The following is a 21,991-nucleotide window of genomic DNA, read 5'->3' on the forward strand; positions in this document are numbered from 1 at the left end:
AAATAATCTCCGCAAAAGACGGCTGCTCCGTTTGGAGGGCCGTCTTTTTGGTATAAGAGGACGGAATGACTAACACGAAAGGTATGACCATGCCCCAGATTGATGATGCCGAGCTGTTTGGCAATGCCGAGGATCAGCGTGCGTACGAGGAATTTTGCGCCAATCAGGAGGCGGTCGAGAAGTTTACGCTCGACAAGCCCGCGCTTGTCTGTCGTTGGCGCATGTCCAACAAAAAGGTGCCCATGCTCAACCGCCACATTCGTGCGCTGTCCGAGCGCCTGGTGCAGGGCGAGCCGCTTACCCATAACATGCTCAGCTGGGCCAAGCAGCACGTTGAGTGGTCGCTTGCCGAGGGCGATTACACGGCACGCGACGGCGTGCTCATGCTGGTGATCGACGTCAACGGCAACGCCGCCATGACGGTGGGGGAGTACGAGCCGCTCGCCGATACGTCGGCCAAGGCGCTGCGTGCCCGTTCCGCCGAGGCCCGCGCCGAGGCCGACGAGACCGGCGTGGCGCCCGAGTTGTTCGCCGCCGTCAACAACGGCGAGCTTGCCTTTGTGGCGCCGGCGGACGAGTGCCTGTGCGGCACGGCGACGCTCATCGAGCAGCTGGCCCAGACCAAGGGCATCCCGGTCACGCGCGTAGACATTCCCGCGCAGCTCAAGGGTGCGCTGTTTCTGGTGAGTGACGAGCACGGTGTGGTTGCCGCCGCCGACTCCGACGCCGCCGACTCCGACGCCGCCACGGTCGCCTTCTTCGCCGAAGGCTACGAAAAGCTCCGTGCCCGCCGCTAAATGATGTTTCTGGGACGGGGATTAAAAACTCATTTAATTCCCGTGCTCGTCGCGAGCGAGAGGCAAGCCTCTGCCACTCGCGAACAGTTCTGTCACTTTGGTGCCGCGTGAGGCGCGTATCTGCGGATCCGCGGTCATAATGGGGCAAGACAACCAAGAGGGGGGCGGAATCCATGGCGCTAATCTATATCGTTGAGGATGACGAGCCCATTCGTCGCGAGCTTGCCGACATCCTTGCCCGTGCCGGTTTTGAGGTCGAGGCCTGCGAATCGTTCGAGCATGTTTCGCGCGATATTCTCGCCGCCGCGCCCGACCTGGTGCTGCTCGACCTGACGCTTCCCGTCAAGGACGGCCAGCATATCTGCCATGAGGTTCGCCGCGAATCCGAGGTTCCCATCATCGTCCTCACGTCGCGCGCGACCGAGATTGACGAGGTCATGGCCATGACGCTCGGCGCGGACGACTTTGTTCCCAAGCCCTATAGCGCCCGTGTGCTCGTGGCGCGCATCAATGCCTTGCTGCGTCGCACCGCGGCGGCGGGCGAGCGCAGCACGCTCGTCCACAAAGGACTGGAGCTTGACCTCGCACGCTCCATGGTCACCAACACGCAAACGGGCACCAGCACCGAGCTCACCAAAAACGAGCTGCGTATCCTCTCGCTGCTTCTGAGCCGCGCGGGCAAGATCGTCTCGCGCTCGGCCATCATGCAGGACCTGTGGGACTCCGACGCCTTCGTGGACGACAATACACTGACCGTCAACATCAACCGCCTGCGCACCACGCTCGAAAAAATCGGCATCAAGGGGTATTTGACGACGCACCGCGGCCAAGGCTATTCGGTCTAGGGGCCGGCTATGTCGTTCGCCAAATTCTTCAAAGATGCGCTGCTTCCCGTCGCCGTGTGGACGTGCGGCGTGCTGCTGAGCTGCTTTGTGCTGACGGTCGCCGGCGCACCCGTCTCTATCGTGGTCGTGGCGGTCGGCGTGTCCTTTATCTTCGGTATGCTGGGCATCGTGATCGAGTACGCGCGCCGTCGTCGTTTTCTGCGCCAGCTGGAGCGCGCGGCAGAGGAGCTCGAGAGTCCCGCATGGGTGCAGGAGATGGTGCAATGCCCGACCTATGCCGAGGGCGAGCTCGAGTACGAGGTCTTGCGCCGGGTGGGCAAAGCCGCTTGCGATGAAGTGGCGGAAGGCCGGCGTCAGACCGATGACTATCGGGACTATATCGAGAGCTGGGTCCACGAGGCCAAGCTGCCCCTGGCGGCGGCTCACCTGATTTTGGAAAACCTAGACAGCGGCGAAGACGACCTGTCGCGCGTGGACGACCTGGCACGCGAACTTGCCCGCGTGGAGCGCTATATCGACCAGGCGCTCTACTATGCGCGCTCGGAGGTTGTGGAGCGCGATTACCTGATTCGACGTTGGAACCTCAAGGCTCTGGTGACGGGCGCAATCAAGGCCAATGCGCGTGAGCTCATCGCGGCACGCGTGGCGCCGGTGTGCGAGAACCTCGACTTTGAGGTCTTTACCGACGAGAAATGGCTCGAGTTTATTCTGGGCCAGCTCATTCAGAACAGCATTAAATATGCGCGTGAGGACGGCGCAAAGATTGTGTTTTCGGGTGCTTTGCTGGACGAGGGCCTGGCGAGCGAGCGCATCGAGCTTACCGTCGCGGACAACGGCTGCGGCGTGAGCGCGGCCGACCTGCCGCGTGTGTTCGAGAAGGGTTTTACCGGCGACAACGGCCGCACCACCAAGCGCGCAACGGGCATCGGTCTCTATCTGGTGGCGCGCCTGTGCTCCAAGATGGGCATCGACGTCACCGCAGCATCCGACTCCGGCAAAGGCTTTGTCGTCACGTTTGCCTTCTCAACCAACAAGTTCCAATACTTTGAGTAGGCGGGCCGTCTTGCGGCACGGACGGCTATGTTCCCGAACGTGAACATAGCTAAGGCAATTGGCGCTATGTTCCCGAACGCGAACACAACTATGGGGCTCAAATGAATCCCCCATAAAAAACGTGCCGCCCCAAACGGGGCGGCACGCCATTTTTCCATTAGACAACTCGTTGAAGTAAGACTGCGAAGGCCGCGGGGCCGGGAGGGGTTTCCTAAGGGCACATCCCGCAGCCGCAACGCGGCGAGGACGTGCCCGTGGAAACCCCGCAGGCCCCGCGGCCGGCGGGAGCAACGCTACTTCACGACCAAGATGTCGCAGTCCGTATTGCGCAGCAGGAACGTCGAAATCGAACCCAGCAGCGCATACTTGATCGAGGACAGGCCGCGTGCGCCGCAGAGCACCAAGTCGGGCTTGACTACGTCGAGCATCTCGTCCTTGAGCGTCTCGCGAATACGGCCGGCGCGAATCATGACCTCGACCTCGGGGATGTCGGGATTGGCCTTAGCCTCTTCGAGCTGCTTGGCGATGGAGTTCTTAAATGCCTCCTCTAGGCCGTTGACCAGATCGACCGGATAGGAACCGGCGCTCTCGAGCGCCGTGGAATCGATAACGTGGCCGATTATCAGCTTGGCGCCGTTGTTCGCGGCGACCTTGATGGCGCGTGCGAGCACAAAATCCTGCTGCTCAGTACCGTCGAGTGAAACAAATACCTTGGTGTAGCCCTCGTTCATGGTTTCCTCCTTGGTCTATCGCACGGGCGTGGGGCTCGTGCATCGGGCGGGCGCGGATGCGTGGCCGCCGGACACTTTATCTTGTTGCAGTTATACCCAAGGATTTGGGTTTGACCGCTCGCAATTCTGTGAACGGACGAGTTTTTTGGTAAGGGTAGGCGCAGACGCGCCCGAACGGTTGATAATGGGACATCGCCCGCACCGTCCGCAGAACAATATCGGCGGGTGTCTAACGAGGGGGTCCCTTTGGATATCATCGAGCTTCTAAAATCTGCTTTCATGGGCCTGGTCGAGGGCATCACCGAATGGCTGCCTGTTTCGTCGACCGGTCACATGATCTTGGTGGACGAGTTCGTCAAGATGAACGTGAGCGAGACGTTCTGGAATATGTTCCTGGTCGTGATTCAGCTCGGCGCCATTCTGGCCGTCTGTGTGCTGTTCTTCCATGAGCTCAATCCGTTCTCGCCCAGCAAGGGCAAGGAGGGCCGTCGCGACACCTGGGTGCTGTGGGGCAAGATTGTGCTCGGCTGCATTCCCGCCGCGGCGATCGGCCTGCCGCTCAACGACTGGATGGAGGAGCATTTCTACAATGCTCCCGTCGTGGCGCTGGCGCTCATTGTGTACGGCGTGCTGTTTATCGTGATCGAGAACTGGCGCGCGAACAAGCGCGAGGAAATGGCCGTTGCCGGTTCGTTTGGTTCGCGTGCTGTGGTGTCGGGTGGACGTCCCGCCGGTGCACACTTTGCGGCGCCCGCCGCGGCTACCGCTGAGGATGAGGACGATGACGAGAATCTGGACTTTGGCTCCATCGCCACGCTCGAGGACCTGAGCTGGAAGACTGCGCTGGGTATCGGCTGCTTCCAGGTGCTTTCGCTGGTGCCTGGTACGTCTCGCTCCGGTTCTACCATCATCGGCGGCCTGCTTTTGGGCTGTACGCGTTCGGTGGCGTCCAAGTTTACGTTCTTCCTGGCCATCCCTGTCATGTTTGGCGCGAGTGCACTCAAGCTGGTCAAATACTTCATCAAGGGCGGCACGTTCGGCGCCAACGAGGTCGCTATCTTGGGCGTGGGCTGCGTTGTGGCCTTTGTGGTTTCGCTCATCGCCATCAAGTGGCTCATGGGCTTCGTCCGCCGTCACGACTTCAAGTGCTTCGGTGTTTACCGCATCATCCTGGGCATCGTAGTGCTCGCATACTTCTTCGTTCTGGAGCCGATGCTCGGCCTCTAACTTAGTCGACGCTGCGCGGCGGCCGGGGCGACAACTTGTCATTCAAAGGGGGTGGCATGACCAAAAGGTCTATGCCGCCCCCTTTTTCATGCCAATTTGTTCGCCCCGGCCGCCGCTCGCTACCGTTGCCATGACATCGGTGGCTCCATTGCACCAAATCCGCTGGGCGGGCCTGACGGTGACGCACGGAGTCGTGGTGTGATTTGCGTCGGTGTCCGCGCGGCTCGGTATACTGGTACGGCTCAAACTATGGCGCTGCCCGCAGGCGCGCCGTCCGTCAGATGAGGAGTCGCCCATGACCCAGCCCTTGCCCTGGGAAAAGAACGCCGCGGTACCCGTGCCGCCCACGCCGGAATCCGTGCCGCTCGACATTTACGACGCTCCCGCGCCGGCACCCAAACCCGCCAAGCCGCTCGTCGACATCGACAGCCTTAATCCCGCCCAGCGCGAGGCGGTCCTGACCACCGAGGGTCCGTTGCTGGTCCTTGCCGGCGCCGGCTCGGGTAAGACCCGCGTCTTGACCTTCCGCATCGCACATATGCTCGGCGACCTGGGCGTTAAGCCCTGGCAGATCCTTGCCATCACGTTTACCAACAAGGCCGCGGCCGAGATGCGCGAGCGTCTGGCGGCACTCATCCCCAGCGGTACCCGCGGCATGTGGGTGTGCACCTTCCATGCTATGTGCGTGCGCATGCTGCGCGAGGACGCTGACCTGCTGGGCTACACCGGTCAGTTCACCATCTACGATGACGACGATTCCAAGCGCATGGTGCGCGATATTATGCAGGCGCTCGGTATCGAGCAAAAGCAATTCCCCATCAATATGATCCGCAGCAAGATCAGTTCGGCCAAAAACGCCATGATCGGCCCCGAGGACATGCTCAAATCCGCCGACAGCCCCAACGACAAAAAGGCCGCGCAGGTCTACCTGGAGCTGGAACGCCGCCTGCGTGCCGCCAACGCGATGGACTTCGACGACCTGCTCGTGCGCACGCTCGAGCTGCTGCGCACCCGCCCCGAGGTGCTCGACAAGTACCAGGAGCGCTTCCGCTACATTAGCGTCGACGAGTATCAGGACACCAACCACGTCCAGTATGAGATTGCCAACCTGCTTGCCGCCAAGTACCAAAACCTCATGGTCGTGGGCGACGATGACCAGTCCATTTACAGCTGGCGTGGCGCCGACATCACCAATATCCTGGACTTTGAGAAGGATTTTAAAAACTGCAAGACCGTCAAGCTGGAGCAGAACTATCGTTCCACGGGTCATATCCTGAACGCCGCCAACGCCGTGGTACGCCACAACTCGCAGCGCAAGGACAAGCGCCTGTTTACGGCCGAGGGCGATGGCGAGAAGATCCAGGCCTTCCAGGCGAGCGACGAGCGCGACGAGGGCCGCTGGATTGCCGGCGAGATCGAGAAGCTGCATGCCAAAGGCACGAGCTACGACGACATTGCCGTGTTCTATCGCACCAACGCCCAGTCGCGTATCCTCGAAGATATGTTCCTGCGCGCGGGCGTGCCCTACAAGATCGTGGGCGGCACGCGATTCTTCGACCGTGCCGAGATCCGTGATGTCATGGCCTACCTTAAGATGATCGTGAACCCGGCCGACGAGATGAGCGTCAAGCGCGTCATCAACACACCGCGCCGTGGCATCGGCTCCACCTCGATCCAAAAAATCGAGCAGCTGGCGCGCGACAACCGTTGCTCGTTCTTCCAGGCTTGCGAGATTGCGTGTGCCGAAACCGGCATGTTTAGCGCCAAGGTCCGCAATGGCCTGTCAAGCTTTGTGTCGCTGGTGCGCGAGGGCCGCCGCATGGACGGCGAGCTCAAGGACGTCGTCGAGATGATTGTCGATAAGACGGGTCTGCTGCAGGCGTTTCGCGCCGAGGGCACCATGGAGTCTGAGAGCCGTGCCGAGAACATCCAGGAATTCCTGGGCGTCGCTGCCGAATTTGAGGAGACGCACGAGGACATCGAGGGTACGCTCGAGAGCTTGGAAGAGCTGCGCGCAGCTGGTGTTGCCGACGTGCCTGCCGGCGCCGAGCCCGTCGTGGTGAGCGCGCCCGCGCCCGAACCGGGGCCATTTGCCCCGGCATCCTCGTTTGAGGCACTCGTCGGCGCGCGCGATGCCGCAGGTTCCAATCCGCTCGATAGCCTAGCCGCCCCGGCGCTCTCGCCGCAGGATGCCCTGGCCGCCGCCATCGCGGGCAACGCGTATGCCGCGCCGACGGGGATGCCGGCGGGTGCCGTGCATGCCGACGAGATTGAGCGCACCTATGGTCCGCTCACCTGTAAGGCGCTACCGGCACTCATGGAGTGGCTGGCCCTGCGCTCCGACTTGGATTCCCTGGCCGGCGAGACGCATGCCATTACCATGATGACCATCCACTCCGCCAAGGGCCTGGAGTTCCCGGCGGTGTTCGTGGCCGGCATGGAGGAGGGCATCTTCCCGCACGTGCACGACTTTGGCGGCAGCGATGACCCGGGTAAGCTCGAGGAGGAGCGTCGCCTGGCCTACGTCGCCATCACGCGTGCCCGTAAGCGCCTGTTCCTGACCTATGCGGCCACGCGTCGCACCTACGGCTCGACCTCTGCCAACCCGCGCTCGCGCTTCCTCAACGAGATTCCGTTTGAGGATATCGAGTTTAGCGGTATCGGTTCTGCCGGTTTTGAAGGCACGGGTTGGGAGAAGCGCGGCGACCGTCACGGCACCTTTGGCTCGGGCATGGGTTCGGATATGTACGGCGGCAAGGTATTTGGTTCGCATACGCGCTCGACTGGCGGTTCCGGTTCGCGCGGCGGATCGAGCTTTGACGATTTCTTTGGTGGCAGCAGCTACGGGACCGAGCGCCATCGTGGGGTCTCGCCCGACGCTGGCCGTGTTGCCTCGACCTTTGGCTCGGGCGCACCGCGAGCCAAAAAGCCCTCGTCCAAGGTGTCCCCGACGGTGGAGCGCAAGGTTGATCGCGCCAGCGCATCGCAGGACTTTGCCGCAGGCGATACCGTGAGCCACAAGACCTTTGGCACGGGTACCGTGATCTCGGTCGCCGGAGACATGATCGAGGTTCAATTCGAAAAGACCGGTCAGACCAAAAAGCTGATGAAGGGCTTCGCGCCGATCGTCAAGCTGTCGTGATCCTGGCGGACCTGGGCGGGCGTATAGGGCAACATCGCCTGCTCGGGCAGTCCTGCGCAAGACGGAGAGCACATTAAGTGCTCTCCTTTGCGTGCGGAACTCGCGATCGATGTTGCCCTATACGCCCGCCCAGGTCCTTGGGTAACGGTGCTTGCGAACGTCGCTCTGCTCGTTCGCTTTTTGATCTGGAGAGCCGGGTGGGCTGATAAATAGATATGGCAAGGGGCTCTCCCGCACATGGACGGGAGAGCCCCTTGTTGCGTTTGGGTTGTTGGTGCGACCTACAGGTGGCTGATGATCAGTCCCATCTTGCCTTCGAGGTCGATGGAGCTGACGGTGCTCGGGGCCAGCAGGTGGCTTCCCTTGTGGACGGGGTCGCCGCAGACGGTGCCTTCGCCGTCGATGACCGACAGGCACATGAAGGGCCAGCGCTGGTCGAGGGTCTTGCTGCCGTTGACGCGCACGCGATCGACGGTGTAGCAGGGGTTGGACTCGAGCTCGGTCACGCCGTCCACCTCGGGCGCGGTCACCGTGCCGTCGGTCGGAGCCTGAGCATCAAAGTCGATGCAGTCGAGGCTCTGCTCAATGTGCAGCGGGCGCAGGTTGCCGTCAGTGCCGGGACGGTCGTAGTCGTACAGACGATACGTCACGTCGCTCGACTGCTGCGTCTCCAAAATGAGCGTGCCGGTCTTGATGGCGTGCACGGTACCGGAATCAATCTGGAAAAAGTCGCCCTTGTGAATCGGCAACACGTTGAGCATGTCGTCCCAACGTCCTTCCTCGATCATTTGTGCGGCCTCGGCGCGGTCCTTGGCACGCTGGCCGACGATGATCGTGGCGTCGGGCTCGCAGTCCAGCACATACCAACACTCGGTTTTGCCCAGGCTACCGTTCTCGTGCTCGGCAGCGTACTCGTCGTTGGGATGAATCTGGATCGAAAGGTCGTCCTTGGCGTCCAGAATCTTAATGAGCAGCGGGAACTCCTTGCCCTCGCAGTTGCCAAAGAGCTCGCGATGCTCGGCCCACAGCCACGACAGCGTGTGGCCGGCATACGGGCCCTCCGCAATCTGGCAGTCGCCGTTGGGGTGGGCCGAGATGGCCCAGCACTCACCGATGGGGCCATCGGGAATGTCGTAGCCAAATACGGTTTCGAGCTGGCGACCGCCCCAGATCTTCTCGTGGAAGATCGGCGTCAGCTTAATCAAATCGGACATGTTCATACCCCCATTGTGTTGCGCGGGCGCTGCACAAAACAGCTCAAAGCGAGCGCCCGGATGACTACAAAAACCTATGCCAACGTTACGTTGTGCAACTCAAAGCGGTCGCCAACGTTGCGCGAGACCGAATACTCAAAGGCGGCGCCGCTGTCCAAAAAGCCAATCTGGGTGAGCTCGAGCAGGGGAGAGCCAGGCTTGGTGTCCAAGCGCTCGGCTTCTTCCTCGGTTGCTGCCACGGCGCGAATGGTACGGTGGAAGCTCGAAATCTTCAGCCCACATTGCTCGCGGATGAAGTGGTAGACCGATCCGTACAGGTCCTTCTTTTTAAGGCCTGGAATCAGCTCGAGGGGCATGTAGGTGTACTCGATAACGATGGGCTTCTCATCGGCCTGACGCACGCGCACGATGTGATAGGCAAAGTCATCCTCGGCAATTCCCAGCTGGGCTGCGATGTCCGCTGGTGGATTAACAATCGAGAAATCGTAGACCACCGAGGTCACCTTCTCCCCGCGGTGCTCATACGAAAAGCCCTGGGCACGGTCGTTTTTGCCCTGGAAAAACGCCTGACCGGGAAGTCCCGCCGTGTCCTTAACGTAGGTACCCGATCCGCGTCGGCTGGTAATAAGACCTTCCTCGGTGATTTGCTCGATAGCTCGTTTGACGGTGATTTTGGAAACGCTATAGAGCTCGCAGAACTCAACGACGGTGGGAAGCTTGTCGCCCGGTTTAAGAGTGCCATCCTCGATGCTTCGACGAATATCTGCAGCTATCGCCTCGTATTTGGGAATCATTGAACCTCCTTTCCGACATATATCAATACGCAAGTAAGTATAACCCTTAACAAGGCACCCATATAACCTTTATCTAAGAAGCTCGAGAAAGAAAAAAGAAAAAGACGCTTTACTTTTAGAATTAGAGCGCTATAGTTTAAGCAACGAACGGAATCTTTCCGCAGAACAGGATCGACCGTTTGGGGACGGTTTTGTTTTGGCGGGTTGGATATCGGTATGACCGGTGCGCGCCCGCGCCGGATAACCTGCCAAAGCAAACCCGTCTCCAACCGGAAGCTCTAGAACACGAAAGCGAGGACTTTGATGGCACAGTATCAGCTGCCCAACGACTTCTTCTTTGGCGCTGCTATGTCCGGCCCGCAGACTGAGGGTCAGTGGAACCAGGGCGGCAAGCTCGAGAACCTGTGGGACACCTGGTCCATCCAGGATCTGGGCTCGTTCTACAACTGCGTTGGCTCTTACGCCGGCAATGACTTTATGGCCAAGTACCAGGAAGACCTTCGCATTTTGAAGGACTTGGGCCTGGATACCTATCGCACTTCCATCCAGTGGAGCCGTCTGCTCGATGCCGACGGCAACCTCAACGAGGAAGGCGCCGCGTGGTATCACGAGTTGTTCCGCGCCTCTCGCGAAGCCGGCCTGGAGCCGTTTGTCAACTTGTACCACTTTGACATGCCCACCTACCTTTTTAACCGTGGCGGCTGGGAGAGCCGTGAGGTTGTCGAGGCTTACGCACATTACGCCGACGTCGCCTTCCACGAGTTTGGCCAGGAGATCAAGTACTGGTTCACCTTTAACGAGCCCATCGTCGAGCCCGAGCAGCGCTATCAGGAGGGCGTGTGGTTCCCGCAGCTCCACGACTTTAGCCGCGCTCGCACCGTGCAGTATCACATCTCGCTGGCACATGCGCTGGCCGTGGCCAACTACCGTCGCGCCTATGACGAGCGCGCCGTTCGCAGCGATGCCAAGATCGGCATGATCAACTGCTTTACCCCGGTCTACACCAAGGAGAACCCCAGCGAGGCGGACCTCGAGGCCGTGCGTATGACCAGCGGCATCAACAACCGCTGGTGGCTCGACCTCATTACCAAGGGCGAGCTTCCCGCCGACGTGCTCGACAGCCTGGCCGAGGGCGGCGTTAAGCTTCCGTTCCGTGCCGGCGACCAAGAGATTCTTAAGCAGGGTGTTGTCGACTGGCTCGGTTGCAACTACTACCACCCCACGCGCGTTCAGGCGCCGGCGAGCAAGATCGACCAGTACGGTCTGCCGCACTTTGCCGACGAGTACGTGTGGCCCGACGCCGTTATGAACGAGAGCCGCGGCTGGGAGATCTACCCGCAGGGCCTCTACGACTTTGGCATGGACTGCGCTAAGAACTACCCCGATCTTGAGTGGTTCGTTTCCGAGAACGGCATCGGCATCATGGACGAATACAAGAACCGAGACGCCGAAGGAACCATCCAGGATGACTACCGCGTCGACTTTGTACGCCAGCACCTGGAGTGGGTTGCCAAGGCAATTGCCGAGGGCGCCAAGTGCCGTGGATACCATTATTGGGCCGTCATCGATAACTGGTCTTGGGCGAATGCCTTTAAGAACCGTTACGGTTTTGTCGAGGTCGACCTTATGGACGGCTACAAGCGCCGCCTTAAGAAGTCGGCAGCTTGGCTCAAGCAGGTCGCCACGACTCACGTGGTTGATTAGCGAACGGGCGAACGCCCAGACCGCGCGCCGCTGCGCGCAACACATGGCACATCTGGTGGCAGAGGGCGACAGACCACCGTGCGCATAGGAAAAGGCCGGATTTGAAAGTTAGGAGCAATCATGGCCAGTGACAACGGAAAGAGCTTCCTCGACAAGTTTGCCGAGGTCTCTGCGAAGGTGGGAAACCAGGTTCACCTGCGTTCCCTGCGTGACGCCTTCGCGACCATCACGCCGCTCTATATCCTTGCGGGTATCGCGGTTCTTATTAACAACGTCGTGTTCCCTCTGTTCCCGCTCGATGCGGCGGGCCTTGCCAACCTTCAGACGTGGGGTTCGGCAATTACGCTGGGCACCCTCAACGTCTCTGCCATTATCTTGGCCGGATTGATTGGCTACAGCCTCGCTAAGAACAAGCGTTTCGATAACCCGCTCGCTTGCGTGGTCGTCGCTATCTCTGCTTTCGTCATCATGATGCCGCAGCAGATCACCGCCTCGCTTGCCGCCACGAGCCCGCTGCTCACCGACAAGATCACCTCCGCCGAGGTCACGGGCGCCCTTTCGACTGCCAACACCGGCACCAACGGTCTGTTCTCGGCTATTATCATCGCCCTGCTTTCCGTCTCGCTCTTCATCAAGATTTCTGGCGTCGAGAAGCTCAAGGTTAAGCTGGGCGAGGGCGTGCCTCCCGCGGTCTCCAACTCCTTCAACGTCATGATCCCGATGCTGCTCAACCTCGCGATCTTCGCTCTTGCCGCAGCCCTGCTCGCCGTGTGCGCCGGCACCGATCTGTGCACCATCATCTCCACGTGCATCTCCAACCCGCTCAAGAGCATCATGAACGCCGGTCCGTGGGCTGTTATCCTCATCTACACCCTTGCTAACCTGCTGTTCTGCGTCGGTATTCACCAGTCCACCATCTCTGGCGCTACCGTCGAGCCGATCCTGACCATGCTCATCGTCGACAACATGGCTACCTTTGCCGCCGGTGGCACCATCCAGCCCGATCACTACATGAACATGCAGATCGTTAACAGCTTCGCCCTCATCGGCGGCTCGGGCTGCACCCTCATGCTTCTGCTCGACACGCTCCTGTTCTCCAAGAACAAGGCTTCCGAGACCGTTTCCAAGATGGCTATCCTGCCTGGTCTGTTCAACATCAACGAGCCGGTTATCTACGGTTACCCCATCGTGTACAACCTGCCGCTCATGATCCCGTTCGTCCTTCTTCCCGATCTGTTCATCGGCATCACCTATGGCCTTACCTGCGCAGGCATCATCAGCCCCTGCATCGCCCAGGTGCCCTGGACCATGCCTCCCGTCATCAATGCCCTGCTCGCTACGGGCTTTGACTGGCGCGCCGGCGTGTGGCAGGCTCTCGAGATTGTCATTGGCATGGCCGTCTACCTGCCCTTTATGAAGATTTCCGAGAAGGCAATCGCCAAGCAGGAGGCTCTCGCCGAGTAGAACGCCTAACGTTCGTCCCTTTCACCTTTGCGGGCGCCGGTACGCGGTGCCGGTGCCCGCGGCTCTCTCCCTTGCGTAAAGATACAGGGGAGCGGGCACAATAGCCGCAAGGAATACAACCAGTTGTCGTCTGCGCGCCGCGCAGTTATAAGGAGGAAACCATGAAGAAGATCATGCTCTGCTGCAATGCCGGCATGTCCACGAGCCTGCTGGTCCAGAAGATGCAGGCCGAGGTTGCAAACCGTGGTCTGGATATTGAGGTCGAGGCTCGTCCCATGAACGAGGCCCACGATCACCTGGACGAGTGCGACATGTTGCTGCTTGGTCCGCAGATCGGCTACACCAAGGGCGATTTTGAGAAGGAGGCCGCCGGTCGTTTTCCGGTCGAGGTCATCAACATGGTCGACTACGGCCGCATGAACGCTGCCGGCATCATCGACCACTGCGTCAGCGTGATGGGCTAGGTGCTCCGCATGGAGGATATGAACGAACTGCAGATGACCTGCTTCGAGATCATCAGCTACGTCGGTACCGCCAAGAGCATGTACATCAATGCCGTGCAAAAGGCCAAGGAGGGCGATTTTGACGCCGCCGAGGAGCTTATCAAGCAGGGCGACGAGGCCTATAACGGTGGCCACGATGTTCACATGGGGCTTCTGAAGAAGGAGGCCAACGGCGAGCGTAACGGCGAGGCCCCGTTGATTCTGCTGCATGCCGAGGACCAGATGGCCGGTACCGAGACCATGCGCGTCATGGCGACGGAGCTCATCGAGATTCACAAGCAGCTGCAGGTACTTCAGGCCTAGTCGGCGTTATCGCCGCGATGGGCCGTGCGGTCCAACAGACAACACAGTCCCTTTGACGGGCGCCGGGAGTCTCCGCCTCCCGGCGCCTTTATATTTGGGGAAGGTCTTGCGCGACCTATTAAGCGACCATTCGCGTTTTCCCAGATAAAACCTGCCAAAACAAACCTGTCCCTTTTTGGTAGGTTTTTGCCTTGGGAGCGGTACCATACAGGCAATGTTTAAACGAGAAAGGCGGGCTCCCATGGAACCTAAGCAGTATTACATCGGCATCGACGTCGGCGGCACCTCGGTCAAGGAGGGCCTGTTCGACGAGGACGGCAACCTGCTTGCCAAGGCCAGCGTGCCCACGCCTCCCATCGTTGACGCTGCGGGCTTTGCCGCGGTGACCGAGGCTATCGACCAGGTGGTCGCCAAGGCCCAGATTCCGCGTGCCTTTGTGTCGGGCATTGGCCTGGCCGTTCCGTGCCCCATTCCGGCATCGGGCGATGCCAAGGTCAAGGCGAACATCGCCATCAACCTGCCCGAGCTCAAGATCGCCATCCAGGAGCACTGCCCCGACGCGGTCGTTAAGTACGAGAACGACGCCAACGCTGCTGCTATGGGCGAGGCCTGGCTCGGCTCTGCCAAGGGCGTACAGAACGTGGTGATGGTCACCATTGGTACCGGCGTGGGCGGCGGCGTTATCGTTAACGGCGACGTGGTATCGGGCGTTGTGGGCGCCGGCGGCGAGATTGGCCACATGTGCCTGAACCCGGCCGAGGAGCGCACCTGCGGCTGCGGCGGCCATGGCCACCTGGAGCAGTATTCCAGCGCCACCGGCGTGGTGAGCAACTACCTTGCCGAGTGCAAGAAGGCGGGCGTCGAGCCCATCGAGCTGACCGGCCCCTCCGATTCCAAGGACGTGTTCCAGGCTTGTCGCGAGGGCGACAAGCTCGCGCTGGCCGCGGCCGATACCATGGCCGACTATCTCGGCCGCGCATTGGCGCTTATTGCCAACGTGGTTGATCCCGAGATGTTCCTCATCGGCGGCGGCGCCTCCGCCTCGGCCGATGTCTACCTCGACAAGGTTCGCGAGCACTTTAAGCAGTACGCGCTTTCCGCCTCGCGCGAGACGCCCATTAAGGTCGCTTCGCTCGGAAACGACGCCGGCATCATCGGTGCCGCCTACGTAGCCCTGCGCGCTGCCGGTAAATAGCTGGTGCAAGGGGGACAGGTTACATTGCACCAACATGGTGTAAAAGGGACAGCCTTGGCCCCCGTGCCTGCGCCCCAAAATATGCCGTGGCCCTTCCGTCTGCGAAGGCTCGGCATCGGCGTGCTACCATAGCTACGTCCAAGTACACATATCAAGTGGAGGATATCCATGGCAAACGTTCTTGTCTTTGGTCACCAGAACCCCGATAACGACGCCATCATGAGCGCCGTCGTCCTGTCCCAGCTGCTCAACCAGGTTGAGTATGCCGGCAACACCTACGAGGCCTGCGCCCTTGGTCAGCTTCCGGCCGAGTCTGCCAAGCTGCTCGCCGACGCCGGCATCGCCGAGCCCCGCGTGATCGAGTCCGTCGAGGCCGGTCAGCTCGTCGTCCTCACCGACCACAACGAGTCTGCCCAGTCCGTCGCCGGCCTTAAGGACGCCACGGTCTTTGGCGTCGTCGACCATCACCGCATCGGCGACTTCGAGACCGCCGGCCCGCTGCACTACATCTGCCTGCCCTGGGGCTCCAGCTGCACCATCGTCACCAAGCTCGCCGGCGTGCTCGGCGTTGAGCTTTCCGACGTCCAGGCCAAGCTGCTGCTCTCGGCCATGATGACCGATACGCTCATGCTCAAGAGCCCCACCACCACCGATGTCGATCGCGCCGTCGCCGCCAAGCTCGGCGAGCAGGTGGGCGTCGATCCGGTCAAGTTTGGCATGGAGGTCTTCCTCACCCGTCCGTCCGGCTCCTTCACTGCAGCCGAGATGGTCGGCAACGACATCAAGATGTTCGAGCCCGCCGGCAAGAAGCTGCTCATCGGCCAGTACGAGACCGTCGACAAGAGCCGTGCGCTCGGTATGATCGACGAGATCCGCGAGGCCATGCGCGCCTACGCCGCCGAGAAGGGTGCCGACGGCATTGTCCTGTGCATTACCGACATCATGGAGGAGGGCTCGCAGGTCCTGCTCGAGGGCGAGACCGAGGCTGCTCAGAAGGGCCTGGGCATTGCCGACGAGCACGACGGCGTCTGGATGCCGGGCGTCCTCTCCCGTAAGAAGCAGGTCGCTGCCCCCATCATGGCCGCCTGCTAGGTTTAGTTGACCAAACGCCACGACCGGATCGCGGACGCCCCGCGCTCCGGTCGTTTTTTGTGCGCGGCGCCGCGTCGTCTCTTGGACAGGCGTGCCCGTGCCGTTGAGCAAATAATGTTCAACCTGTGGTTCCGCTTTTCGGTCACGCCTGCGTGCTTGTCGTGCAGGGTAGGCTAGATGCAAGCGTAATACGTTAGAGCGCGGCGCCGCCACTTGGGCGGGCCGTGCTTTTTTAAGACGGGAGCTTTCCCGTGAAAGGAGCCGCCCATGGCAGCAACTGAGCAGCTGTTCAACGTTCGTGAGCGCAAGCGTTTTGAGCGCCACGACATCTGGGAGCGCATCGCCGAGAACGGCACGATTTCCGCCGCCGTCATGGTCTTCGCCGCCATCGCCGCCGTCATTTGCGCCAATACCGATGCCTACGAGGCCATCCATCACTTTTTGGAGACCCCGCTGTATGTGGGTCTGGGCAACCTTACGGCCGGTCTCACCGTCGAGCTATTCGTCAACGACTTCCTCATGGCGATTTTCTTTTTGCTGGTGGGCATTGAGCTCAAGTATGAGATGACGGTCGGCGAGCTCAAAAACCCGCGCCAGGCTATGCTTCCCATGCTGGCGGCCGTGGGCGGCGTCGTCGTTCCCGCCTGCATCTATCTGATCTTTAACCATGCCGGCGCGCACAACGGCTGGGCCATTCCCATGGCAACCGATATTGCCTTTGCGCTGGGCGTGCTGTCGCTTTTGGGCAACCGTGTGCCCAACGGCGTGCGCGTGTTCTTCTCGACGCTCGCCATCGCCGACGACCTCATCTCCATCGCCGCCATCGCCATTTTCTACGGTCAAAGCCCCAATCCGTTTTGGTTGGGCGCCGCCGCGCTTGTGACCTGCGCGCTCGTGTGGCTCAACAAGACGCAGCATTACCGCCTTGCCCCGTATTCGGTACTGGGTCTGCTGTTGTGGTTCTGCATGTTCAAGAGCGGCGTGCATGCTACGCTCGCCGGCGTCATCTTGGCCTTTACCATCCCGGCCAAGTGCGGCGTCAAGCTCGATAGCCTCACCGATTGGTTGGGCGAGTGCCTGCCGCTGCTCGATGACCGCTACGATGACGAGGCACACATCCTGGGCCAGCATGACTTTACCGTCTCGACCAGCAAGGTCGAGCGCGTCATGCACCGCGTGACCCCGCCGCTCATTCGCATGGAGCGTCTGATCTCCACGCCGGTCAACTTTGTGATCCTGCCGATCTTTGCGTTCGTCAACGCACAGGTTCGCCTAGTGGGCGTGGACATGAGCACGCTGCTCACCGACCCGGTGACGCTCGGCGTGTACTTTGGCATGCTGCTGGGTAAGCCGATCGGTATCTTTGGCATGACGTTTGCCCTGGTTAAGCTTAGGGCCTGCGAGCTGCCGCGCAATGTCAACTGGCACATGATTGCCGGTGTGGGCATTCTGGGCGGCATCGGCTTTACCATGTCGATTCTCATCAGCGGCCTTGCCTTCCCGACGGCCCAGTTTGAGGTTCTGGCCGCCAAGGCCGCTATTCTCGCCGGCTCTGTCACCGCGGCCGTACTTGGCATGATCTACATGAGTGTGATCTGCAAGCACCCCGCGCCCAAGAACGAGTAGGCGCGTAGAAACAGACGCCAGAGCCTGCTCGAGCGCGTGTAAAACGCGGTTTTGAGTGGTACTTGCCACCTGCCGGACACCCCAGTGGCCAAAAAACGCCGTTTGTGAGTACTGTCACAAACGGCGTTTCATTTTAGGCGCGAAAAATAATGTACAAATCTATTCTGTCTGTGCATTAACGATTGCGTGGCTGGACGAAAAATGCTGATGCATCCTTCCAAAACCGGACACAAAAGGCCAAGACTGGCCTTTTTAATTCAAAATCGCTGTTACTAAAAAAGTAACAGTACTCATATTTGCTATTTTTTGACCACAGGCCCCAATGACTAGGTTTATTCCACGGTGCCGTAGATGGCGCCCCAGCCGTGGGCGGCCAAGGCGGAGTTGAGCTGGTCGCAAAGTGACTGGCGGTCGTAATAGCCGGGCGGTAGCAGGTTCACGATTTCCATGAGATCGGGCGCCAGGTCCAAGATTTCGGCCTGTACGATCAGATCCAGGCGGTCGATGGCGTGGCGGTCGTAAAACAGTCCGTCGACCAGGCGCTGAAGGTCGCCGAATTCCTCGGCCTGGAACGATCCGTACTCCATAGTGCCTCCTTGGGCGCTTCATGCCGGCATGCGCGGCGATTCGTAATTCATTGCGATGGACTTAATCTATCACGGCTTCATAACGTTGCGACGGTGGCGGTCTATACTTAGAAGAATTGCAACGTACCGCTTCGTGAAAGGTCGCACCCATGCAGACGATCTACCAGAAGATGGAAACCACCGAACTCGATGCCGCCATCGAGGCGCTCAAAGCCGAGGTCGCCGAGGTCAAGGCCAAGGGCCTGGCGCTCGACATGGCCCGCGGCAAGCCGTCGCCCTCCCAGGTGGACATCTCTCGACCCATGCTCGATATCCTCAATGCCGATGCCGATCTGCACGACGGCAACGTCGACTGCTCCAACTACGGCTGCTTTGAGGGCATTCCTTCGGCGCGCAAGCTAGCGGGGGAGTTTTTGGGTTGCCCCGCCGAGCAGACGCTCGTACTGGGTTCGTCGAGCCTTTTGATCGAGCATGACATCGCCGGCATGTTCTGGCGCTGCGGCTCGTGCGGCAGCGAGCCCTGGGAGGCTTACGAGGCCGCGCACGACGGCAAGAAGGTCAAGTTCCTGTGCCCGGTTCCCGGCTACGACCGTCACTTTGGCATCACCGCCGACCTGGGTATCGAGAATGTCCCCGTCGCGATGACCGACAACGGCCCCGACATGGACGAGGTCGAGCGCCTGGTTGCCGCCGACGACTCCATCAAGGGCATCTGGTGCGTGCCCAAGTATTCCAACCCCACGGGCATCACCTTTAGCGAGGACACCGTGCGTCGCCTGGTTGAGATGCCCACGGCCGCACCCGATTTCCGCATCTTCTGGGACAACGCCTACTGCGTGCACGACCTGTACGACGAGACCGACGAGCTCGCAAACATCTTTGACCTCGCTCGCGCGGCGGGCACCGAGGATCGCGTGGTGGCATTTGCCTCGACGTCCAAGATCACCTTCCCGGGCGCCGGTATCGGCTTTATCGGTGCGAGCCCCGCGGTCATCACCGAGTTCTCCAAGCGCCTGAAGGCAGGCCTTATCAGCGCCGACAAGCTCAACCAGCTGCGCCACGTGCGTTTCCTTCCCACCATCGAGGCGGTCAAGGAGCACATGAAAAAGCACGCCGAGTTCTTGCGCCCGCGCTTTGAGGCCGTTGAGCGCAAGCTCACCGAGGGCCTGGGCGATACGGGTTGCGCCACTTGGACGCATCCCCGCGGCGGCTACTTTGTGAGCTTTGATGGTCCCGAGGGCTCGGCCCAAAAGGTCGCTGCGCTTTGTGCTGACCTGGGCGTCAAGCTCACGCCGGCCGGTGCTACCTGGCCCTATGGCAAGGACCCGCGCGATACCAACATCCGCATCGCGCCGAGCTATCCCACGGTCGAGGACCTGGAGGCCGCGCTCGATGTGCTGGTGCTGGCCGTTAAGCTTGTCGCTGCCGAGCTCGCGCGTGCCGAGCGCGCCTAACGCGCGGCTTCCCGTACTATCCGCACCTTCGATACGTAAAGGAGCATATACATGGATTTGGGTATTTCCACCAACCCCACGCCAGAGCTCTACACCATTAAGGTAACCGGCGAGATCGACATCTCTAACGCCGATAGCCTGCGCAATGCCATCGACCTGGCGCTCGAGCAGCCCACTGAGGCCGTTGAGCTCGATTTTGCCCAGGTGAGCTACATCGATTCAACGGGCATTGGCGTGCTCGTGGGCGCCGCGCACCACGCGGTCGACCACGGCAAGCGTTTTAGCTGCACCAATGTGCAGCCCCCGGTAATGCGCGTGGTTCAGCTGTTGGGTGTCGACCAGGAGATTTCGATCACCGCTGCATAATCTTTGCCCCCAAAAGGGCGTGCCGTTTGGCATATGTTTGTGATGCGCTCGGACGTTTTGGCGTCCGGGCGCTATACTTGACCGAATGAATAGACGAGTTCCGGCCGAATGGCGCGGTGCGGGCTCGACTCACATCGAGCCTTGGAGGTATGTGTGTTTGGTATTGGAGAGGGTGAGCTCGCGATCATCGTGGTCTTCGGCTTTTTGCTGTTTGGCCCGGATAAGCTCCCGCAGATGGGCCGCACGATCGGCCGTGCCATCCGTCAGTTCCGCGAGACGCAGGAAAAGATGACGGCCGTTGTTCAGTCTGAGATTATCGATCCGGTAAGCGAGGCCGCTTCGGCACCGGTCAAGCCCAAGAAGACTGCCGTCGATGACGATTCCGATGCGGACAAGGATGCCGCCGAGACGGCAGCGCCCGCCAAGAAGGAGACCTTTGCCGAGCGCCGTGCCCGCCTTGCTGCCGAGAAGGCCGCGAGCGAGGCTGCCGCCGAGGGCGAGGGTGCTGCTGAGGAGGCCGAGGGTGCCGAGCCTGCCGCTGCCGCCGAGCCTGTCGTCGAGCCCGAGCCTGCTGCAGAACCGGAGCCCGAGCCCGAGCCGGTAGAGCCCACGACGGCCGACCTCTACGCCCGTCGTCCCCGCAAGCGCAAGGCCGTCGTCGACCAGCTCGCCCGCGAGCTCGAGGCCGAGGACGACGCCGCTGCCGCCGACGCCTCGAAGGGAGGCGATGAGTAATGCCTATCGGACCTGCGCGCATGCCGCTCTTCGATCACCTGGGAGAGCTCCGTCGCCGCCTGACTATCGTGGTCGTGTCGGTGTTTGCCGCCGCCATCGTGCTGTATTTCGCCACGCCCGTGGTGCTCGACATCCTGGAAGACCCCATCCGCTCCTTTGTGCCGGACGGTAAGTTCTACATCACCACCACGCTCGGCGGCTTTGGCCTGCGCTTCTCGCTGGCCATCAAGATGGCCGTGGTCATGTGCACGCCCATGATCATCTGGCAGATTCTAGCATTTTTCCTGCCGGCGCTGCGTCCCAACGAGCGCAAATGGGTCGTGCCCACGGTGCTCGCCTCGACGGTGCTGTTCTTCCTGGGCGCCATCTTCTGCTATTTCATCATCATCCCGGCGGGCTTTGAGTGGCTTATCGGCGAGACCTCGGCCGTCGCCACGGCGCTGCCCGACCTGGAGAACTACGTCAACATGGAGCTGCTCTTTATGATCGGCTTTGGCGTGGCGTTTGAGCTGCCGCTTATCATCTTCTACCTGTCCGTCTTCCACATCGTGTCCTACGCGGCCTTCCGCGGCGCCTGGCGCTACGTGTACGTGGGCCTGCTTGTGGGCTCGGCTGTGATTACGCCCGACGGCTCGCCCGTTACGCTGGGCCTCATGTATGGTGCCCTGCTCTCGCTCTACGAGATTTCGCTCGCCATTGCCCGCGTGGTCATTACCGCGCGCGAGGGCAAGGAGGGCTTGTTTGTGAGCCGTCTGGACCTGTTCTCGGACGATGAGGACGACGAGGAGTAAATCGGTATGCACGAGGTTGGCATTGTCAACGGCATACTCGATACAGTGATTCGCGCGGCGCGTGGGGCGGGGGCCTCGCGCGCCGTTTTGGTAACGCTGCGTATCGGGGATATGACCGAAGTGGTGCGCGAGGCGCTCGACTTTGCGTGGGAGACATTTCGCGATGAGGACCCGCTCACGCGAGGCTGCGAGCTTGTCGTGGAGGAAGTCCATCCACAAAGCGAGTGTCTGGACTGCGGGGAGGTCTTTGAGCACGATCGCTTCCATTGCCGCTGTCCCCAATGTGGCGGCGCCAACGTGCGTCTGCTGCACGGCCGCGAGCTCGACATCGCATGTATCGAAATCGAAACCCCCGACGATTAGCCCGC

21 protein-coding genes are annotated in these 21,991 nt (G+C 60.8%); 17 read left to right on the plus strand and 4 right to left on the minus strand.

Annotated features, from left to right (window positions below):
* The first annotated feature begins 65 nt into the window (after nt 1-65).
* From AAAX77_RS02490 to AAAX77_RS02500, 3 genes are all read left to right on the plus strand, one after another.
* On the plus strand, nt 66-797 hold the full coding sequence (locus AAAX77_RS02490) for a hypothetical protein (protein ID WP_349104643.1): 732 nt from the start codon (nt 66-68) through the stop codon (nt 795-797).
* 173 nt (nt 798-970) lie between these two features.
* Entirely contained in the window at nt 971-1,642 is a 672-nt protein-coding gene (locus AAAX77_RS02495; RefSeq protein ID WP_217750588.1) for a response regulator transcription factor, read from the plus strand.
* A gap of 9 nt (nt 1,643-1,651) precedes the next feature.
* Entirely contained in the window at nt 1,652-2,695 is a 1,044-nt protein-coding gene (locus AAAX77_RS02500; protein WP_349104645.1) for a sensor histidine kinase, read from the plus strand.
* 293 nt (nt 2,696-2,988) lie between these two features.
* Here the strand turns inward: AAAX77_RS02500 and AAAX77_RS02505 are convergent, their stop codons facing one another.
* Nucleotides 2,989-3,426 carry a universal stress protein gene (locus AAAX77_RS02505; protein WP_006235921.1) on the minus strand — a complete coding sequence of 146 codons (438 nt, stop codon included), beginning with the start codon at nt 3,424-3,426 and terminating at the stop codon, nt 2,989-2,991.
* A 246-nt stretch (nt 3,427-3,672) separates the two neighbouring features.
* Here AAAX77_RS02505 and AAAX77_RS02510 point away from each other — a divergent pair, with 246 nt between their 5' ends.
* Nucleotides 3,673-4,653 (plus strand): undecaprenyl-diphosphate phosphatase, encoded by a 981-nt coding sequence (locus AAAX77_RS02510; RefSeq protein WP_035137704.1) that lies wholly within the window; start codon nt 3,673-3,675, stop codon nt 4,651-4,653.
* Nucleotides 4,654-4,948: 295 nt separating this feature from the next.
* Nucleotides 4,949-7,795, plus strand: coding sequence for a UvrD-helicase domain-containing protein (locus AAAX77_RS02515; protein WP_349104648.1), 2,847 nt, complete (start codon nt 4,949-4,951; stop codon nt 7,793-7,795).
* 281 nt (nt 7,796-8,076) lie between these two features.
* On the opposite strand, the gene manA is transcribed toward AAAX77_RS02515, so the two are convergent.
* Both manA and AAAX77_RS02525 read right to left on the minus strand, forming a co-directional pair.
* Nucleotides 8,077-9,015, minus strand: coding sequence for a mannose-6-phosphate isomerase, class I (manA, locus tag AAAX77_RS02520; RefSeq protein ID WP_349104649.1), 939 nt, complete (start codon nt 9,013-9,015; stop codon nt 8,077-8,079).
* Nucleotides 9,016-9,083: 68 nt separating this feature from the next.
* Nucleotides 9,084-9,803, minus strand: a complete 720-nt coding sequence (locus AAAX77_RS02525) for a GntR family transcriptional regulator (RefSeq protein WP_156598143.1) — start codon at nt 9,801-9,803, stop codon at nt 9,084-9,086.
* A 303-nt stretch (nt 9,804-10,106) separates the two neighbouring features.
* On the opposite strand from AAAX77_RS02525, the gene AAAX77_RS02530 reads away from it, so the two are divergent.
* The 7 genes from AAAX77_RS02530 (at nt 10,107) to nhaA (ending at nt 17,690) form a co-directional block, all read left to right on the plus strand.
* Nucleotides 10,107-11,507 (plus strand): glycoside hydrolase family 1 protein, encoded by a 1,401-nt coding sequence (locus tag AAAX77_RS02530; protein ID WP_349104651.1) that lies wholly within the window; start codon nt 10,107-10,109, stop codon nt 11,505-11,507.
* A gap of 120 nt (nt 11,508-11,627) precedes the next feature.
* Nucleotides 11,628-12,971, plus strand: coding sequence for a PTS transporter subunit EIIC (locus AAAX77_RS02535; protein WP_118226878.1), 1,344 nt, complete (start codon nt 11,628-11,630; stop codon nt 12,969-12,971).
* Between the two features lie 161 nt (nt 12,972-13,132).
* Nucleotides 13,133-13,435, plus strand: a complete 303-nt coding sequence (locus AAAX77_RS02540) for a PTS sugar transporter subunit IIB (RefSeq protein ID WP_035137700.1) — start codon at nt 13,133-13,135, stop codon at nt 13,433-13,435.
* Nucleotides 13,436-13,444: 9 nt separating this feature from the next.
* Nucleotides 13,445-13,777 (plus strand): PTS lactose/cellobiose transporter subunit IIA, encoded by a 333-nt coding sequence (locus AAAX77_RS02545; RefSeq protein WP_199576444.1) that lies wholly within the window; start codon nt 13,445-13,447, stop codon nt 13,775-13,777.
* Nucleotides 13,778-14,018: 241 nt separating this feature from the next.
* Nucleotides 14,019-14,972, plus strand: a complete 954-nt coding sequence (locus tag AAAX77_RS02550) for an ROK family protein (RefSeq protein ID WP_035137699.1) — start codon at nt 14,019-14,021, stop codon at nt 14,970-14,972.
* 168 nt (nt 14,973-15,140) lie between these two features.
* Nucleotides 15,141-16,064, plus strand: a complete 924-nt coding sequence (locus AAAX77_RS02555) for a manganese-dependent inorganic pyrophosphatase (protein ID WP_006235927.1) — start codon at nt 15,141-15,143, stop codon at nt 16,062-16,064.
* Between the two features lie 267 nt (nt 16,065-16,331).
* On the plus strand, nt 16,332-17,690 hold the full coding sequence (gene nhaA, locus AAAX77_RS02560) for a Na+/H+ antiporter NhaA (protein ID WP_349104653.1): 1,359 nt from the start codon (nt 16,332-16,334) through the stop codon (nt 17,688-17,690).
* A gap of 332 nt (nt 17,691-18,022) precedes the next feature.
* On the opposite strand, the gene AAAX77_RS02565 is transcribed toward nhaA, so the two are convergent.
* On the minus strand, nt 18,023-18,277 hold the full coding sequence (locus tag AAAX77_RS02565) for a hypothetical protein (RefSeq protein WP_055285533.1): 255 nt from the start codon (nt 18,275-18,277) through the stop codon (nt 18,023-18,025).
* A gap of 149 nt (nt 18,278-18,426) precedes the next feature.
* Here AAAX77_RS02565 and AAAX77_RS02570 point away from each other — a divergent pair, with 149 nt between their 5' ends.
* The 5 genes from AAAX77_RS02570 to AAAX77_RS02590 all read left to right on the plus strand — a co-directional run bounded on the left by AAAX77_RS02570 (nt 18,427) and on the right by AAAX77_RS02590 (nt 21,986).
* Complete coding sequence (locus AAAX77_RS02570) at nt 18,427-19,731, plus strand: aminotransferase class I/II-fold pyridoxal phosphate-dependent enzyme (protein WP_349104654.1); 1,305 nt, start codon at nt 18,427-18,429, stop codon at nt 19,729-19,731.
* Nucleotides 19,732-19,782: 51 nt separating this feature from the next.
* Nucleotides 19,783-20,097: an STAS domain-containing protein gene (locus AAAX77_RS02575; protein ID WP_035137695.1), complete on the plus strand. Its 315-nt coding sequence runs from the start codon at nt 19,783-19,785 to the stop codon at nt 20,095-20,097.
* 153 nt (nt 20,098-20,250) lie between these two features.
* Nucleotides 20,251-20,832 (plus strand): twin-arginine translocase TatA/TatE family subunit, encoded by a 582-nt coding sequence (locus AAAX77_RS02580; RefSeq protein WP_161159248.1) that lies wholly within the window; start codon nt 20,251-20,253, stop codon nt 20,830-20,832.
* Entirely contained in the window at nt 20,832-21,623 is a 792-nt protein-coding gene (tatC, locus tag AAAX77_RS02585; RefSeq protein WP_022093860.1) for a twin-arginine translocase subunit TatC, read from the plus strand. Before AAAX77_RS02580 ends, tatC begins: the two co-directional genes overlap by 1 nt.
* A 6-nt stretch (nt 21,624-21,629) precedes the next feature.
* Nucleotides 21,630-21,986, plus strand: a complete 357-nt coding sequence (locus tag AAAX77_RS02590) for a hydrogenase maturation nickel metallochaperone HypA (RefSeq protein ID WP_349104656.1) — start codon at nt 21,630-21,632, stop codon at nt 21,984-21,986.
* Nucleotides 21,987-21,991: the final 5 nt, after the last annotated feature.

Origin of the sequence: Collinsella sp. CLA-ER-H6 (assembly GCF_040092305.1) — a bacterium.
Taxonomy (GTDB): Bacteria; Actinomycetota; Coriobacteriia; order Coriobacteriales; family Coriobacteriaceae; genus Collinsella.

Excerpts from the sequence above, each read along its gene's own strand:
- AAAX77_RS02505 (WP_006235921.1), bottom strand. The coding sequence starts at position 3,426 with ATGAACGAGGGCTACACCAAGGTATTTGTTTCACTCGACGGTACTGAG.
- AAAX77_RS02590 (WP_349104656.1), top strand. The coding sequence starts at position 21,630 with ATGCACGAGGTTGGCATTGTCAACGGCATACTCGATACAGTGATTCGC.
- AAAX77_RS02555 (WP_006235927.1), top strand. The coding sequence starts at position 15,141 with ATGGCAAACGTTCTTGTCTTTGGTCACCAGAACCCCGATAACGACGCC.
- manA (WP_349104649.1), bottom strand. The coding sequence starts at position 9,015 with ATGAACATGTCCGATTTGATTAAGCTGACGCCGATCTTCCACGAGAAG.
- AAAX77_RS02570 (WP_349104654.1), top strand. The coding sequence starts at position 18,427 with ATGCAGACGATCTACCAGAAGATGGAAACCACCGAACTCGATGCCGCC.
- tatC (WP_022093860.1), top strand. The coding sequence starts at position 20,832 with ATGCCTATCGGACCTGCGCGCATGCCGCTCTTCGATCACCTGGGAGAG.
- AAAX77_RS02575 (WP_035137695.1), top strand. The coding sequence starts at position 19,783 with ATGGATTTGGGTATTTCCACCAACCCCACGCCAGAGCTCTACACCATT.
- AAAX77_RS02490 (WP_349104643.1), top strand. The coding sequence starts at position 66 with ATGACTAACACGAAAGGTATGACCATGCCCCAGATTGATGATGCCGAG.
- AAAX77_RS02530 (WP_349104651.1), top strand. The coding sequence starts at position 10,107 with ATGGCACAGTATCAGCTGCCCAACGACTTCTTCTTTGGCGCTGCTATG.
- AAAX77_RS02495 (WP_217750588.1), top strand. The coding sequence starts at position 971 with ATGGCGCTAATCTATATCGTTGAGGATGACGAGCCCATTCGTCGCGAG.
- AAAX77_RS02545 (WP_199576444.1), top strand. The coding sequence starts at position 13,445 with ATGGAGGATATGAACGAACTGCAGATGACCTGCTTCGAGATCATCAGC.
- nhaA (WP_349104653.1), top strand. The coding sequence starts at position 16,332 with ATGGCAGCAACTGAGCAGCTGTTCAACGTTCGTGAGCGCAAGCGTTTT.
- AAAX77_RS02540 (WP_035137700.1), top strand. The coding sequence starts at position 13,133 with ATGAAGAAGATCATGCTCTGCTGCAATGCCGGCATGTCCACGAGCCTG.
- AAAX77_RS02525 (WP_156598143.1), bottom strand. The coding sequence starts at position 9,803 with ATGATTCCCAAATACGAGGCGATAGCTGCAGATATTCGTCGAAGCATC.
- AAAX77_RS02500 (WP_349104645.1), top strand. The coding sequence starts at position 1,652 with ATGTCGTTCGCCAAATTCTTCAAAGATGCGCTGCTTCCCGTCGCCGTG.
- AAAX77_RS02550 (WP_035137699.1), top strand. The coding sequence starts at position 14,019 with ATGGAACCTAAGCAGTATTACATCGGCATCGACGTCGGCGGCACCTCG.
- AAAX77_RS02515 (WP_349104648.1), top strand. The coding sequence starts at position 4,949 with ATGACCCAGCCCTTGCCCTGGGAAAAGAACGCCGCGGTACCCGTGCCG.
- AAAX77_RS02565 (WP_055285533.1), bottom strand. The coding sequence starts at position 18,277 with ATGGAGTACGGATCGTTCCAGGCCGAGGAATTCGGCGACCTTCAGCGC.
- AAAX77_RS02535 (WP_118226878.1), top strand. The coding sequence starts at position 11,628 with ATGGCCAGTGACAACGGAAAGAGCTTCCTCGACAAGTTTGCCGAGGTC.